Raw genomic sequence first — 14,266 nt, 5'->3', positions numbered from 1 at the left:
AATTACTGTAAAAGTAAAGAATATCAGTTAATCTACTTTGTTTAAAAGTCCTGTTAAACTTTCGAAGAAAGGCAGACAGATTTATCTTTCAACGTTTTTATTCCCTTTAGTTTGATATTAACTCAGTGGAAAAGAGATGCCGCTGGTTTCTTCGCTCCATTTCCACAGGCGTTTGGCATCAGCCTCGTCCAACGAATAGCGTTTTACGCCCCGAGACGGCCCGCTGTCGGATGCTAACGGTGCAACATCTGCATCCTCACAGTACACACCACCCATATTATCAAGCAAAGGCGTAGTGGCACACCATACCGTTGTGGCAGCACCCTGCGGTATCGTTTTGAGTGAAGCCAAGACTTCGGGCAACATATTACCCTGTTCGTCCACAAAACCCATTTTTACAAATAATTCCAAGGGTGCTTCCCTTCCAAGTTCAGTTCCCGCAATGGAACCCGGATGCAGGCTATATGCCCGTATATTGAAGGCTTTGGCCCGATTGTCCAGTTCAAGCGCGAACAAATTACTGGCCGTTTTGGATTGACCATACGCCTGTAATGTTTCGTATGTACGATGCTGAAAGTTGGGGTCATCAAAATCGAAGGTTCCGAACTGGTGACCGTGGGAAGATACATTGATGACCCTGGCACCATTCGCTTGTTTGAGAGCAGGCCATAGCTTTGCTGTTAACCGGAATTGTGCCAGGTAATTGGTCGCCAGTTGTGATTCAATACCATGGCTGTTGTGGCGAAGCGGTACCCACATAATGCCGGCATTGTTGATGAGCAGATGCAGAGGCCTGCCAGAGTTCAGAAACTTTTGTGCAAAGGCATCAATAGAAGCCGGATTCATCAGGTCCATCGGCTCTATTTCGACATTGGCGATTCCATCCAGGTTACGCTTTGCTTTTTCTACATTTCTTGCCGGTACGACGACAGTTGCCCCGGCCTGTGCCAATGTTTTGGTAGTTTCCTGACCGATACCTGTGTTACCACCTGTTATAACGGCGATTTTCCCTGAAAGGTCAATACCTTTGATGATGTCTACTGCTGTTGATTCCGCGTTGAAGCCCGAGCCTATTGGCTGTTGCAATGCTCCCTGATAATTGTTTTTTTCCATCTTTTAGAAATTTTATTCGTTATTGATGAAACAAAGGTAAACAGGCAATCAAAGTCCGGCTTTGTTCAAACGTCCGAAGTTGCTTTGTTTAAAAGTCCATTGTTTTTGATGGCATATGCAAGAGTAGAATGCTTTTTATACATCTACTTTTTGTTATATAAGATGAAGTCCGAGAAACATTTTCCGACTGAAAGACTGAAACGTTACATCAAATATTTTGTGGTGTCGGAGAATGAATTGGAAAATGAATATAAAGTTTTCCCTTCCTCAGGTTTAGTCATCGGTTTTCAATACAAGGGAAGCACTGGTAATTGCCAACGCAGCAAAAAGTGAAGATCGCGATCGCTACCTAAACCTCTGCCAATAATTGTTGCCCGGCGGCAGACCAAACGTTTCTTTCAATCGCGATGGATTTTAATTGTAATGCGATAACGTTTAGATATCTCAATTTAACGTTAATAAGTGTCTCCTATCGGTGATAAATTGTTTCATTAGTGTAAGCTGTAGCTCTTTATGTGTAAAGTCTGGTAGATTATGTGTAAACTTTTTCATAGGCCTCGGGGATTTTTATATCATTGCAACAAGCATATAGTTGAACCACTTAGAAGGTAAGACTCGATAACCAATGTAACCAATTTCCTAATTATGAAAGGTATGCTGTTAGAAAGGGATATTTTGCTAGATGTTGCATATACACTATTGAAAGAGCTAGATGTCAAAGTGTCTAAATCTACATTTTCAAAAGAGATCAAGAGTCATCCGGATTATCCAAGCCTGTTGTCCATTTCAGATACGTTAAAATATTTTGGTGTTGACAATCTCCCAATACAGGCATCCCCAGCATCATTGGAACCGAATATGCTACCCTGTTTGGTACAGATTCAGCATAAAGAAGGCGACGTTCTTTCCATAGTAAGATCTATCAACGGCAGTAACGTTTCTTATTTGAATCCAACAACACTTCGATATTCATCAAAGTCATTAGAAAGCTTTGCAGATATCTGCTCAAATAATCTGCTTTTAGTTGAGCCTACACTTTCAGCAAAGCAGAACCACGATCGCGAAAGCTTGCTTTCGGATCGACAACGTCACGTGTTAAATACCGTTGCGTTACTTCTTGTTCCTGTATTAACACTACTGCTCACTTTTTATCTTTATACTGAACTAGGAAGTGGAGGATGGCCGTACATAGCCTATAATGTGCTTTTGCTGGTCGGTGCTACAGCCACTATGTTATTGCTTATGTCATCTCTTCACGTAGACACAAGCCTCGTAAAAATGTTTTGCGGAAGCGCAGCATCAACTTCTCCTTGTTCGCAGGTTTCCGGTTCAAAAGGGGCAAAGTTGTTTGGTCATAGTTTAGTACTGTTAGGTGGTACATTCTTTTTAGGAAGTTTATTGTTTTTAATACTCCAAGCTGCATATGCTCCCGTTTCTTACCATTTTCTGTTTTTTTTAAACGTTTTAGTCGTACCTGTCATTGTTTATTCCCTTTATCAACAAGCCTTCGTTCTTAGAAAGTGGTGTGCATTGTGCCTAATCGTACAAAGTGTACTCGTTTTGCAGTTGACGGTCGGCTTTTACGATGGCTGGATACAGCAGATCATTTTTCAAGAGAGTCAGGTTATACTGTCATCCACGTTAATTGTATGTCTTTCATTCGTATACTTGATTTTAAACTTGCTAGTTCCCTATATAGCAACCGTAAAAAAGGAGCAACAGAAACTATTTCGTTTCGAGCGCTTGAAAAAAGATCCGACAATGTTTCAAGATTTGCTGTCCGTTCAGCAACCTATCGTAAACGAAAATAAATTATTAGGCTTTCGATTCGGTTTCCCGGACGCAGAAATAAACATCGTAAAAGTCTGCAACCCATATTGCGATCCTTGTTCGCGGGCGCATGCTATTTTAGACGAAATTATTGATCGTAACGATAACGTCTGTTTACAGATCATTTTTTCTCGTCCAAATAATGACCAACATGCCGATACAATCCGACATTTCTTGTCCCTTTCACGTCAGTACGACCAAAGTGAATTAAAAGCTGCTATTTACGACTGGTACTTAAGTGATCAAAAGGATTTAAGAAGCTTCAAAGAAAAGTACCCATCAATCCATGCTGAAAAATTTGACCACGAAATGGAAAACATGCAACAGTGGTGCGTCGATAATGACATTCGATACACACCAACCATATATATAAATGGGCGAAGGATCCCCTCATTCTATACAGTAGAGGATTTAAAGTATTTTTTGCTATAGTGTTCCTTGCTGATGTTTGCTAGAGATCGTCGGTAGTCTCCAAGGGAGAGTATTGACAAAGGGTTGGTCGACCTTCAAAAAAGTGACCAATATCAATTATTTTTTTTAAAAAATATTAGGAGAAAGCAAAAATAAGCAAAACGGTTAAGACCGTTCATATACAGTGGTTTATAAAACGTGAGGAAAAATTTGGAAGTAGGTGTCCGACAAGTTTTGGGCTTAAAATGACAAGGTTAGGTTACTAAATCGTTACTGAATACAACTAACCGAATGATGATATAACAACCTATATTTCAGTTATTTGCACCGATTTTCGTATTCCCTTGTAACTCAATGAAAGTTAATTTTAAACGTTAAACATTTGAGTTATGGAACAAGAGAAAAGATCCACGTTCAAACTGCTTTTCTACCTGAAGAAAAATGAACCGAAGAAGAACGGGAACGTCCCTGTTATGGGGCGTATCACTATTGACGGAACACCAAAATCCTTTAGTACCAAACTGGACATCAACCCCAATAATTGGGATTTAAAACACGGAAGGGTTTTGGGCAAAAGTGCGCAGGCGCTGAGTACCAATCTTAAATTGGACAATATACGGGTGCGTATCAATAAGATTTACGATGATATGCTCAAAGATGAAGGCTTTGCAACTGCACAAAAAGTAAAGCTATCATTTTTGGGAGTTGGTGTAATGGATGATGCCATCCTTAAAGTATTCAAGGACCAGAATGAGGATTTTGAAAGAATGGTCAGCAAGGGCAAACGTTCTCAAAACACCTACAATAAATACAAGACCGTTTACAATCATCTGTCCGAATTTATCAGGGAACGCTATCACAGGGAGGATATGGCGTTTCGGGAACTTACCTCAGACTTTATTCGGGAGTTCGATTTCTTTCTCCGCATAGATAAGGAGTGTACACATAACACAGTTTGGGTTTATACCATGCCGGTTATTGCTTTGGCAGAACTGGCAATTAAAAAAGGCTTGATTAGACAAAACCCTTTTGAAGATTATGAAATCAGCATGGAAGAAACTGATCGTAGCTATCTTTTGAAGAAGGATGTAGAAAAGTTAATGCTTCTAAAACCGTCCAAGCCCAAATACGAACTTGTAAAAGACCTCTTTATTTTCAGTTGCTTTACAGGGCTTTCTTATGTTGATATTCAAAAGCTGAAATGGAGCAACATACAGTCCTTTTTTGATGGCCACCAATGGATCATTTGCAGAAGAAAAAAATCAGACGTTGCTTCAAACGTCCGCCTATTGGAAATTCCGAAGCGTATTATTGAGAAATACAGGGGCGTTACACGCAATGAGTATGTTTTTCCGGTTCCTTCCAATGCAACCTGCAATAGTCATGTAAAGAAATTGATAGAGGACGCGGAAATTATTACAGAACAGAAAGTAACTTTCCATACTGCACGTCACACATTTGCTACCATGTTCGTGACCGAAGGTGTACCACTTGAAAGCCTTAGCAAAATGATGGGGCATAAAAATATTTCCACCACACAGATTTATGCAAAGATCACAAGTCAGAAAATCAGTAAGGACATGGATTTAGTATCACATAAATTCGCCGGAATGGAAGCTGCATTTATTGAAATGGAAGAAGAGGTTCTTGTGTAAAATTATTATTTACTTACAAATCGAAGCAGGATTAAGTCCTGCTTTTTTTATGCCCATACTTAATCCTTAAAGCACATTTATTTCTCCGGCACACCCTCTGCCATAAAAGAGCTTTGACAGGATGTATTGATAAACCATACAAAAAATCTTCCCCTCTGCTGCTCAACTACATTTTTAGTATCGTTTACGTGGCTTCCCAGGCCACGATAATTTGAAAAAATAAAAGGTCTTTAAAAATTTCTGTTACAACTGAATACAGATTTTGTAATCACACAGAACCGTTTCCTAATGCCTTTTCCACCTGCTTCCACATAGTTTTTATTCAAGAGCCGGTATGCCGCTTTTGTTCCATTTCAAGAGCAAAGGTATGATCGTGTTCTTAACCCAGGAACAAGGTCTTGCCCTTGGGTTTGCCAAAAAATCTCCACCCATGCGGGTCGTATTTGTTTGGCAAAACCTTGTTCCTGCTAAACACTAACCTTTTATGCTCGTGAAACGAAACAAAGCATACTCCGGCTCTTTAGACGAATAAAAAAAATGTCAGTAATGGAAAAATACAGCATTGGAAACGGTAACAGAGTGAAACGAAACTTCAGCACCTCCTCTCATTACCGAATAAATCTAAAAAAATCAAATCAGAACAAATTTCATAACGCAAAAAAGTAGAAAACATGAACATCACAGGAAGACTGACAAGGGATGCGGAAGTACGCACAACGTCACAGGACAAACAAGTAGTAAACTTTTCGATAGCGACCAATGACAGCTACCGTAACAAACAGGGCGAACGCATAGAGCAAACAACCTACTTCGACTGCTCATACTGGATAAGCCCCAACGTAGCGAAGATACTCACCAAAGGCACATTGGTAGAGCTGACAGGCAGGGTAAGTGCAAGGGCGTGGACTGGCAATGACGGAGAAGCACACGCAGGGCTGAATTTCCATACCTCAAACATCAAACTGCACGGAGGTGGCAAGAAATCAGAAACCGTACAGGCTACCCCACAAACAGGAAGCAACACTACAACAGGGCAAGGCACAGAGGACGACCTCCCATTTTAACAAAGAGCATTAAATCATTTTTCAACATCAAAATTTTAAGCATCATGGCACATAATATCAATTTCAACGAGAGAACAGGGCGTTATTCATTCTTTAGCGTACAACAAAAAGCATGGCACGGTTTAGGGCAAATCGTGGAGCAATACCCGACAAGCGAGGAAGCTATCAAATACGCAGGGTTAGATTATGAGGTAGTAAAATCCCCACTGTTTACCAAAGGTTCGGGCATAATCGAAACAGCTAACGGCATAGAGATAGGCAGTAGCGAATTGGAAGTACCCAACTATTTCGCCAACATACGCACCGATAACAATGCTGTATTGGGTGTGGTGGGCAAAGACTATCACATTGTACAAAACCGTGAAGCCTTCAATTTCTTTGACGCCATTGTTGGTGGTGGCGAGGGTATTCTGTACGAAACCGCAGGAGCATTAGGCAACGGAGAACGCATATTCATCACCGCAAAACTTCCTGACTATATCCGTGTAGGCAATGGCGATGACGTGACAGCAAAATATATCTTCCTCACGACTTCGCACGATGGTAGCGGAAGCATTACCGCAGCATTTACACCTATCAGGATTGTATGCCAAAATACCCTTAACGCTTCGCTTCGCAACATGAGCAATGTTGTACGCATCAAGCACACTTCGGGAGCAAAACAACGTTTGGAAAACGCTCACAAGGTTATGGGCTTGGCAAACACCCTAAGCAAACAGTTAGAAGGCATTTTCAATGAGTGGACTAAGGTAAAAGTAACGGACAGGGAAGTAAGAAAGTTAATCCAATTGGCACTTTGCCCGAATAAGGAAACGCTTGACCTACTCAAAAAAGGTGCAGAGGATGAAGTTTCTACGCTGTTCAAAAATACCGTAGAGGATGCCTTTGCATACGCAATGATAAGCGATACACAGCAAATGGACACCACTAAAGGCACATTGTTCGGGGCTTACAACGCTGTTACAGGCTACTATCAGAATGTACGCAACTATAAGAATGATGAAGCCAAGTTGCAAAGTATTGTAATGGGCGGCACTGCACAGTTAAAGACCCAAAAGGCTTTTGAACTATGCACCTCCTTTGCAACAGACGGAGCAGAAATTCTAAACCTTAATTAAATAACTAAAGGCTACCGCCTTAAACGGTGGTAGCCTACTAAAAATATGGTGATGAAATCAAAATCAATAGACGAAGCGAAAAGTATGGCTAAATATAAAAGCCTTGAAACTGTGCATAAGGATGAAGCCATATACATCATTTATTGCAGTAGAAGCGAGTATTTCTATGTAGATACGGACAGCTTAATACGGCTTTGGGAACGGCTGATAGGCTACTATGAAAATGGGGTTTATACCACTGAAAAATAACCTCATAATATGATGCAAGTAACAGATTTGAACGGTTGCCCTATTGAGGTAACCAACCTTAGTGAAGCCATAAAAATGGCGAGGCAATATAAAGAATACCGACATGAGGATAAAAGTTTCTCCGAGTTTGACAAACGGCAAAAAGCCTACTGGACGGATATGTACGAGAAACTGACAGCAATCAAAAAAAGATTAGACGACAATTAAAATTTAAGAACAATGAACGCAAATTTTTTCAATCAGATAGCACAGTTGGATTTTACAGGTAATCTGCAACTGACCATAGCAAAAGGCAATGACAGTAACCTTATTGTATCGGTTTTGCTCAATAACGAAGGGTGCGGAGATAACGCTAAAAACCTAATCCCCCCTTTGACCTTTAACGCCACTCCGCAGGAGTTTGACGAGGGATTTTTTGAGCAGATAACCACGCCTATACAAAAGGCTTCGGGCTTAATGGTGGATATGGAAGCATTTATGAAACAATTGGAGGAAGCCAAAAAAAATTCCGCAATGGAGAAAGAGAAAGCCGATAAGCAGAAGAAAGAGCAGGAAGCCAAAGACAAAAAATTCAAAGATGGAATGGCAAAGGCTGAAGAACTGGAGAAAGAGGGCAAGTTCCGTGATGCGTGGATGAAAGTACCCGATATAACAGAGTTTCCCGAAAAAGCAGACGAGATACGCAAACGCAAGGGCGAACTATCCGCAAAATTTTCAACACCGAGCCTTTTCGGAGCAGAACAGGAACAGATTGTTTAACGCCAAAATTCAGAAACCATGTTATTAGCAACGCAATTAGAAAGAGTATTTATACTTAACGATAAAGGACAGCAAATAAAACTGACCGACCCCGAACCAAAATGGAGCGTGGAAGCCGTGATGAATTTCTATGCAAATTCTTACCCTATATTGACCACCGCAGAAGTATCTGCCCCTGTTATCCGTGACGATACAGTACAGTACCGATTTGAGAGTGTAATGGGAACTAAAGGTTAAACCAAAAAGCAAAAACGATGAACTATGCAACGCAACATCATATCGGGTACTATCAAAACCCCACAGCAACCCAAACAGCGGACTTTGCACAGACAGTTGGGCGAGTTCGCAGACTGGATGCAAAGACCAAAGGACGCAAACGAGATACGGAAAGACAAATTGAAAGCCGTACCGATAGCCATGCTACCAATGGTTTTCTAAGATGTTCATTCCTCCCGAAACTGCAAGAAGCGGAAACGGCACAGGCTTGTAAGAAATCTGAAAAAACGGAAAGGGATTTTTACCAGTCCCTTTCCAAACTTGCAGGACATTACGGCATACAACCTATGCAGTCCAGGCAATACGGCTATCCCTACAATATCGCTTTGGCTTTGGATGATACAGAAGAACAGTTAAGGAAAAAGTTTCGTGATTGGGAAGAAATACGTTTGATACAGGATAGTAAGAAAACGTATTTCGTAAGCGAGGAACGGTACAGTACAGGTGCAACCCTGTATTATATTCCTATAGTGCCATTGTACCGACTATCCAAGAACCCTAACCGTAAGCAAGCCGTACAGCTATTGCAGTCCGTGTGTGCCTACCTGTACCACATTGCAGATGTTCCTTATTATCGGCAGGAAAGCAGTTACCTGTATTGGATGTATGAAATGGTAACGGAGTGGATTGTATGCGATGATGAGAACGAGGACACGCCAACCTATTTAAACGAGATTAGGCAAGCAGAACAGATAGGCGAACGTATGGAGCAGAAGATTTACAACGGGCAGAATTTGAGCCGATTTAAAGAGCGTTTAATTGCTTTTAAAATCAAAGACAGCTTTGACCAAGATTGTTACAAACTGGCAAGCGAAGCCTTTGCCCTGTATGGACAATTCCCGACTGCCACCATAAACCGAAATGCCCTGCCAAACGGAGAAGCTAACGAGGAAGATATGGAAAATAGTATAGGGATGGAAAAGTATGTTTCCTTTTGTGCCGATGCAAAAGGCATTTTATTTCAAACACTTTTCGACAGCGTTAACACCGAGTTGCAGGAATACGGACAGATGGAAGAACCCACCATTGTGAAACGGTTTGATGGTAGTGACATTACCGCCAATACCCTTGAATTTGAAAACCGTGTTTTCGCCTTAATTGAGGAATTGATATACATACTGAATAACTATTAGATACAGCAAGCGATGAAAGATATAACACAAGACTTTGGAACACTTTACCACCCCTTATCGGCTTTGGTTTTCTACCAGACCAAAGGAAGTAGTAAAACCACCTATGTAGAGCATTTTGATATGGATAAGAACGGTAATCCTATCAACGCCCATCCTTTGACCGAACGGGAAGCCAAAGTATTGGCAAAAGCACTTAATACGGAAAAGGAAAAGAGCAAGGCATTTTTAAAATCTAACGGCATTATGCCTACCAACGTCCTGCACATTAATCCGAGTGAAAACGGTACGGTGCTTTGGTACACCAAAGCAAGAAAAACCAAAATGTACTTTACGGAAAGTCTTGAAATACCAAACGGCACGGCAGAAGTACCTGCAATGCTTTGGTATGCAAGCAAACAGAGCCTTGTTGTTTTCGCCCTCGATAAAGACCGCAGACCTACCGAGAAAACCGCATTGTTTCACGCTCCGTTTTTCAACGTGTACGAGGATGGACACGTATGTATGGGTAATGTAAATGTGAACATCAAAAATTCGGCTTCGATGGAAGAATTTATACAGGAGTGGGAAAGCTATTTTTTTAACAGCTATTTCAGCCACTTGGTAAACGATCACAACCCCATAAAAGGGAATTGTATGAGCCTTTGGAAAGACCTTATCAGCACAGACAAAACCTTTCCTAAAGAGGTATTGAAAAAGACAAACAAGACCATAAAAACGATATTGTAATGAACACAGAAATTTTAAAAGTCCATTTTACGGACAGCTATCTGATAAATCCCACTAATCCGATAACGGTAAACGTAATCGGTGCAGGTGGCACAGGCTCAAAAGTAATGACCGCTTTGCTTGAAATGAACCACAGCCTAATCGAGTTAGGACACGCAGGATTATTTGTACGTCTTTGGGACGACGATATTATTACCCAAGCCAATTTAGGCAGACAGCGTTTCGCTGAATGTGAGGTCGGGTTGTACAAGTCCGTTGCCATTATCAACCGCATCAATCGTTGGGCAGGTACGAACTGGAAAGCCGAAGCAAGGAAATTTGAAAAAGACAGTAAGGAAAGGTTGCCCGAAAACACAGGAGCAAGTATTTATATTTCTTGTGTGGACAGCGTAAAAGCAAGGTTTGAGATTGCGGACATATTAAACGGATTGAACAACGGCAAAGCTTATTCCAACCGCCCACGCTATTGGCTGGACTTTGGCAACAGCCAACATACAGGACAGGTTATATTATCTACAATAGGAACGATACAGCAACCCAAGTCCGAGAAATACGAAACGGTGGCAAGCCTGCCAATGATTACGGATGAATTTGGCGAGTTGCTCAAACAATCCGAACTGGAAGATGATACGCCAAGCTGTTCCCTTGCTGAAGCGTTGGAAAAGCAGGATTTGTTTATCAATTCATCTTTGGTGCAGATGGGTTGCTCCCTGTTATGGGGTTTGTTCCGTAACGGATTGACACCATACAGGGGATTTTTTCACAACCTGAAGGATTTCCGTACCCACCCTATAAAAGTCGCCTGATTGGAAAATCGGGCGGCAAAAAGACACTCCCTCCCGATGGTCGGGGCAGTCTTTTTGCATCAAAGCGGTGCAACCCCTTTGCCAAAATAGGATACCCACGCACCATTCCTTCCGACACATTTTACCAAACAGGTTGCGGCATTATTTGAGGGATATTCATTATCCCTTTCGTTGTTTTAGGGAGCTTCTTTTCTTACCACATTGGCGACCTAAGAAAAGAAGCAAAAGAACGCCGCTTGCTTGATAAAAATCATTTGTCGAAGGACACGCTTAATTTTTTAAATTTGATGTTCAACTACATCATTGATAAGAGTTAAATGAAAAATCAGCTAAAAATTATTGCAGTAAACATTCTTGAAGAATGTGTAGATCATATTAAAAAGAATTTAAAAACAAATAATCCTTACCCATTCTATAACGATTATGAGTTGGTGAAAATTGAAAAATCAGAGAAGTTACAAATTGTAAAAAAAGAAAATGAAAAATTAAATTATGATTTTTTCAATATTAACAAATCAAAAGCACCAGCAATAAGTATTAGTGCGATTGTTGGTAAAAATGGCAGTGGAAAAAGCGCATTGATTGATATAGTTCTAAGACTAATAAATAATATATCCTACAAAATACTTTCTGATAAAGTAGATGCCGATCTTATGTTTGTTGAGGGGGTTTTTGCTCAATTGTATTTCTCAATTGGAGATCAATATTACCTACTGCAACAGCAAGGTGAAAGTATTATTTTATATCACTTCTCTTCAGGAAAATGGAACAATGTGAGGGATGCTAAAAAAGTCTTGGGGGAACACTTTTTCTATACAATTGTAATGAACTACTCGTTACATGCTTTCAACACACTGGAATACAAAGAAGAATGGGATAAAGTAAAAAAAGACTGTTGGCTTCGTGGAATTTTTCATAAAAATGACGGCTACCAAACGCCAGTTGTTTTAAATCCAATGCGTACAAATGGTAATATCAACATTTCCAGAGAAAATGCTTTAGCTAATGACAGATTAATTTCCCTGCTTTTCAATGAAAAAAAACAGCGTAATGCACTATTTACAGAAATTAACGAGAAAAATTCTGTCGAGTCAATTACTATTACTCTAGAAAGAAAAAAAATAGATGAAAAATGGGGCAAAATTATAGACAATTGGAAAAAAGCTGGCAATAGGATAGAAAATGATTTTTTTGATGGATTGAGGGATAAAATTATTAATCTATGGAAGCACAAATATCAATTTAAAACAACAAAAAAAGAAGATGAAGAATATGATGCGGCTTTACTTTATCTTGTATACAAGACTATTAAGGTATCACAATACGATGCATTCGATAATTTCGCTCCATTATCCCCCTTGTATTCAGAAGATTGGACTAAAAAAACAGATGAGGAACTTAAAAATTTAATTGAAGAAATTGATAAAGATAAAAGTCACCTAACTTTCAGAATAAAACAAGTATTAGCTTTCCTTGAATTAAGACATATTTCAGCAAAGAATTATTCTATTGATGAATTTGCCAAATCTATTGATGGCATACACAATCTTAGAAAATGGAGATATATCGATCTTATCCCCCCTCATTGTTTTGAAACCGATATACAATTGAAAGAAAAAAATAGTAACAAGATGGCTTACTCTTTTTCTAAACTTAGTTCAGGGGAAAAACAGTTAGTGTATACTACTAGCTCTATCCTGTATCATATAAGAAATCTCAATTCAATTGAAGGTAATTTGCGTAGGGTTAAATACAATCATATAAACATTATTTTAGACGAAATAGAGCTATATTTTCATCCTGAGTTTCAAAGGCAATTTGTTAATAATCTTATACTTAACATCCAAAATATGGAGTTTCATATTGCTAGCATAAATATTCAAATGGCAACACATTCTCCATTTATTTTGTCTGACATTCCAAAAAAGAATGTCTTGTTTTTGGAATATGGAAGCAACATTGTTGATGAGATGCAAGAAGATACTTTTGGAGCAAACATTCACACTCTTTTACAGCATGGTTTTTTTCTAAATGGTGTTCCAATCGGTGATTTTGCTAAACAGAAAATCAACCAAATGTTTGCAAGGCTTCATAAGGGAGAATGTTCGGATGAATTATTTAATGAAATACTGTTGGTAGGTGAACCATTTATAAAAAGTCAATTATTGAAAAAGTATAATGAATTAAAACCAGTAGAATATTCAGATTTAAAAGATGAACTTCGAAAACTTCGTGCTGAACTGAATGAATTAAAGAATAGCAACCAATGATAAAAATCAATCGTAGTAATTTAGCAATTATAGCAGGCAATTATTTAAAAGAATTGAAAAAGAAAAGGTTCAATAAAAAGAAGAATAATGTTCTACAAAATTTCTGGGTAAACAACAAAGATAGAATCATCAAATCAAATGATTTAAATAGTATTATTCAAGAATTTCAAGCTTTAAATCAAGATGGTTTCGATGACTTTAAAAAATATATGATAGGACAATATGAAGAGATATTTTATAATCAAAAAATAGGTAAATGGTTATCTAAACAACTTGATATAAAAACTTGTCCATACTGCAATCGACAATACACTTTTACAATAGAAAAAGGAACTAAAACTATTCGTCCTGAGTTTGATCATTTTCATTCAAAATCAGAATTTCCTTATTTAGCTCTTTCATTTTACAATTTAATCCCTTCTTGTTCTATTTGTAATCATACAAAACTTGATGATTTAATAGATACAAGTCCTTATAACGAGGGATTTGAAGATAACTTTAAGTTTAGAGTTAAAACCAAAACTGGCGAAGAAGAATCATTGGATTGGGCCTTAGAGGAAAACATTGAAATTGATTTTTCAGACACTAATCTAAATATTGGAGCATTTGCTCTAAAGGAACTATATAATGAACATATTGATTATGTGAAAGAAATAATAGACAAAGCACAAGCTTATAATCATAGTTATTATACTTCACTAATCGATTCCTACAAGGGGCTCGGAAAACAAGAGGCCGATATTGATCGGTTTATTTGGGGAAATTATCTTGAAAATGCAGAACATGAAAGACGTCCCTTATCGAAACTCACTAGGGATATATTACAGCAGTTAAAGATAAAATAAAAATATTAAAA

At 38.9% G+C, this 14,266-nt stretch carries 14 protein-coding genes; 13 read left to right on the top strand and 1 reads right to left on the bottom strand.

What is annotated here, in order from left to right:
- Positions 1 to 117: 117 nt before the first annotated feature.
- On the bottom strand, positions 118 to 1,086 hold the full coding sequence (locus ACH11B_RS26945) for an SDR family NAD(P)-dependent oxidoreductase (protein ID WP_377611365.1): 969 nt from the start codon (positions 1,084 to 1,086) through the stop codon (positions 118 to 120).
- Positions 1,087 to 1,767: 681 nt separating this feature from the next.
- On the opposite strand from ACH11B_RS26945, the gene ACH11B_RS26940 reads away from it, so the two are divergent.
- The 13 genes from ACH11B_RS26940 (at position 1,768) to ACH11B_RS26880 (ending at position 14,255) form a co-directional block, all read left to right on the top strand.
- The gene (locus ACH11B_RS26940; protein WP_168204601.1) at positions 1,768 to 3,375 is read left to right on the top strand and encodes a vitamin K epoxide reductase family protein; all 1,608 of its coding nucleotides are present in this window, start codon (positions 1,768 to 1,770) and stop codon (positions 3,373 to 3,375) included.
- 368 nt (positions 3,376 to 3,743) lie between these two features.
- The gene (locus ACH11B_RS26935) at positions 3,744 to 5,009 is read left to right on the top strand and encodes a site-specific integrase (protein ID WP_377611363.1); all 1,266 of its coding nucleotides are present in this window, start codon (positions 3,744 to 3,746) and stop codon (positions 5,007 to 5,009) included.
- Between the two features lie 671 nt (positions 5,010 to 5,680).
- Positions 5,681 to 6,073 carry a single-stranded DNA-binding protein gene (locus ACH11B_RS26930; RefSeq protein ID WP_003012830.1) on the top strand — a complete coding sequence of 131 codons (393 nt, stop codon included), beginning with the start codon at positions 5,681 to 5,683 and terminating at the stop codon, positions 6,071 to 6,073.
- A 44-nt stretch (positions 6,074 to 6,117) separates the two neighbouring features.
- A complete protein-coding gene (locus ACH11B_RS26925; protein ID WP_003012828.1) occupies positions 6,118 to 7,191 on the top strand; it encodes a DUF932 domain-containing protein in 1,074 nt (357 codons plus the stop codon).
- Between the two features lie 51 nt (positions 7,192 to 7,242).
- Positions 7,243 to 7,440, top strand: coding sequence for a DNA-binding protein (locus ACH11B_RS26920; RefSeq protein WP_081445179.1), 198 nt, complete (start codon positions 7,243 to 7,245; stop codon positions 7,438 to 7,440).
- A gap of 9 nt (positions 7,441 to 7,449) precedes the next feature.
- Positions 7,450 to 7,647 carry a hypothetical protein gene (locus ACH11B_RS26915; protein ID WP_003012824.1) on the top strand — a complete coding sequence of 66 codons (198 nt, stop codon included), beginning with the start codon at positions 7,450 to 7,452 and terminating at the stop codon, positions 7,645 to 7,647.
- A 12-nt stretch (positions 7,648 to 7,659) separates the two neighbouring features.
- A complete protein-coding gene (locus ACH11B_RS26910) occupies positions 7,660 to 8,199 on the top strand; it encodes a PRTRC system protein E (RefSeq protein WP_003012822.1) in 540 nt (179 codons plus the stop codon).
- 18 nt (positions 8,200 to 8,217) lie between these two features.
- On the top strand, positions 8,218 to 8,436 hold the full coding sequence (locus ACH11B_RS26905; RefSeq protein ID WP_003012820.1) for a PRTRC system protein C: 219 nt from the start codon (positions 8,218 to 8,220) through the stop codon (positions 8,434 to 8,436).
- A gap of 17 nt (positions 8,437 to 8,453) precedes the next feature.
- Positions 8,454 to 9,608, top strand: coding sequence for a hypothetical protein (locus ACH11B_RS26900; RefSeq protein ID WP_003012818.1), 1,155 nt, complete (start codon positions 8,454 to 8,456; stop codon positions 9,606 to 9,608).
- A gap of 12 nt (positions 9,609 to 9,620) precedes the next feature.
- Positions 9,621 to 10,334 carry a PRTRC system protein B gene (locus ACH11B_RS26895; RefSeq protein ID WP_377611359.1) on the top strand — a complete coding sequence of 238 codons (714 nt, stop codon included), beginning with the start codon at positions 9,621 to 9,623 and terminating at the stop codon, positions 10,332 to 10,334.
- Complete coding sequence (locus tag ACH11B_RS26890; protein WP_003012815.1) at positions 10,334 to 11,140, top strand: PRTRC system ThiF family protein; 807 nt, start codon at positions 10,334 to 10,336, stop codon at positions 11,138 to 11,140. The genes ACH11B_RS26895 and ACH11B_RS26890 overlap by 1 nt, the downstream gene beginning before the upstream one ends.
- A gap of 317 nt (positions 11,141 to 11,457) precedes the next feature.
- Entirely contained in the window at positions 11,458 to 13,410 is a 1,953-nt protein-coding gene (locus tag ACH11B_RS26885; RefSeq protein WP_003012813.1) for an AAA family ATPase, read from the top strand.
- A complete protein-coding gene (locus ACH11B_RS26880) occupies positions 13,407 to 14,255 on the top strand; it encodes an HNH endonuclease (RefSeq protein ID WP_003012811.1) in 849 nt (282 codons plus the stop codon). The genes ACH11B_RS26885 and ACH11B_RS26880 overlap by 4 nt, the downstream gene beginning before the upstream one ends.
- Positions 14,256 to 14,266 lie beyond the last annotated feature (11 nt).

It is taken from the genome of Olivibacter sp. EAT-5 (assembly GCF_044784325.1).
GTDB lineage: Bacteria > Bacteroidota > Bacteroidia > Sphingobacteriales > Sphingobacteriaceae > Olivibacter > Olivibacter oleidegradans.
Note: the sequence above shows the minus strand (reverse complement) of the source record. Positions and strands in the feature narration are given on the sequence as shown.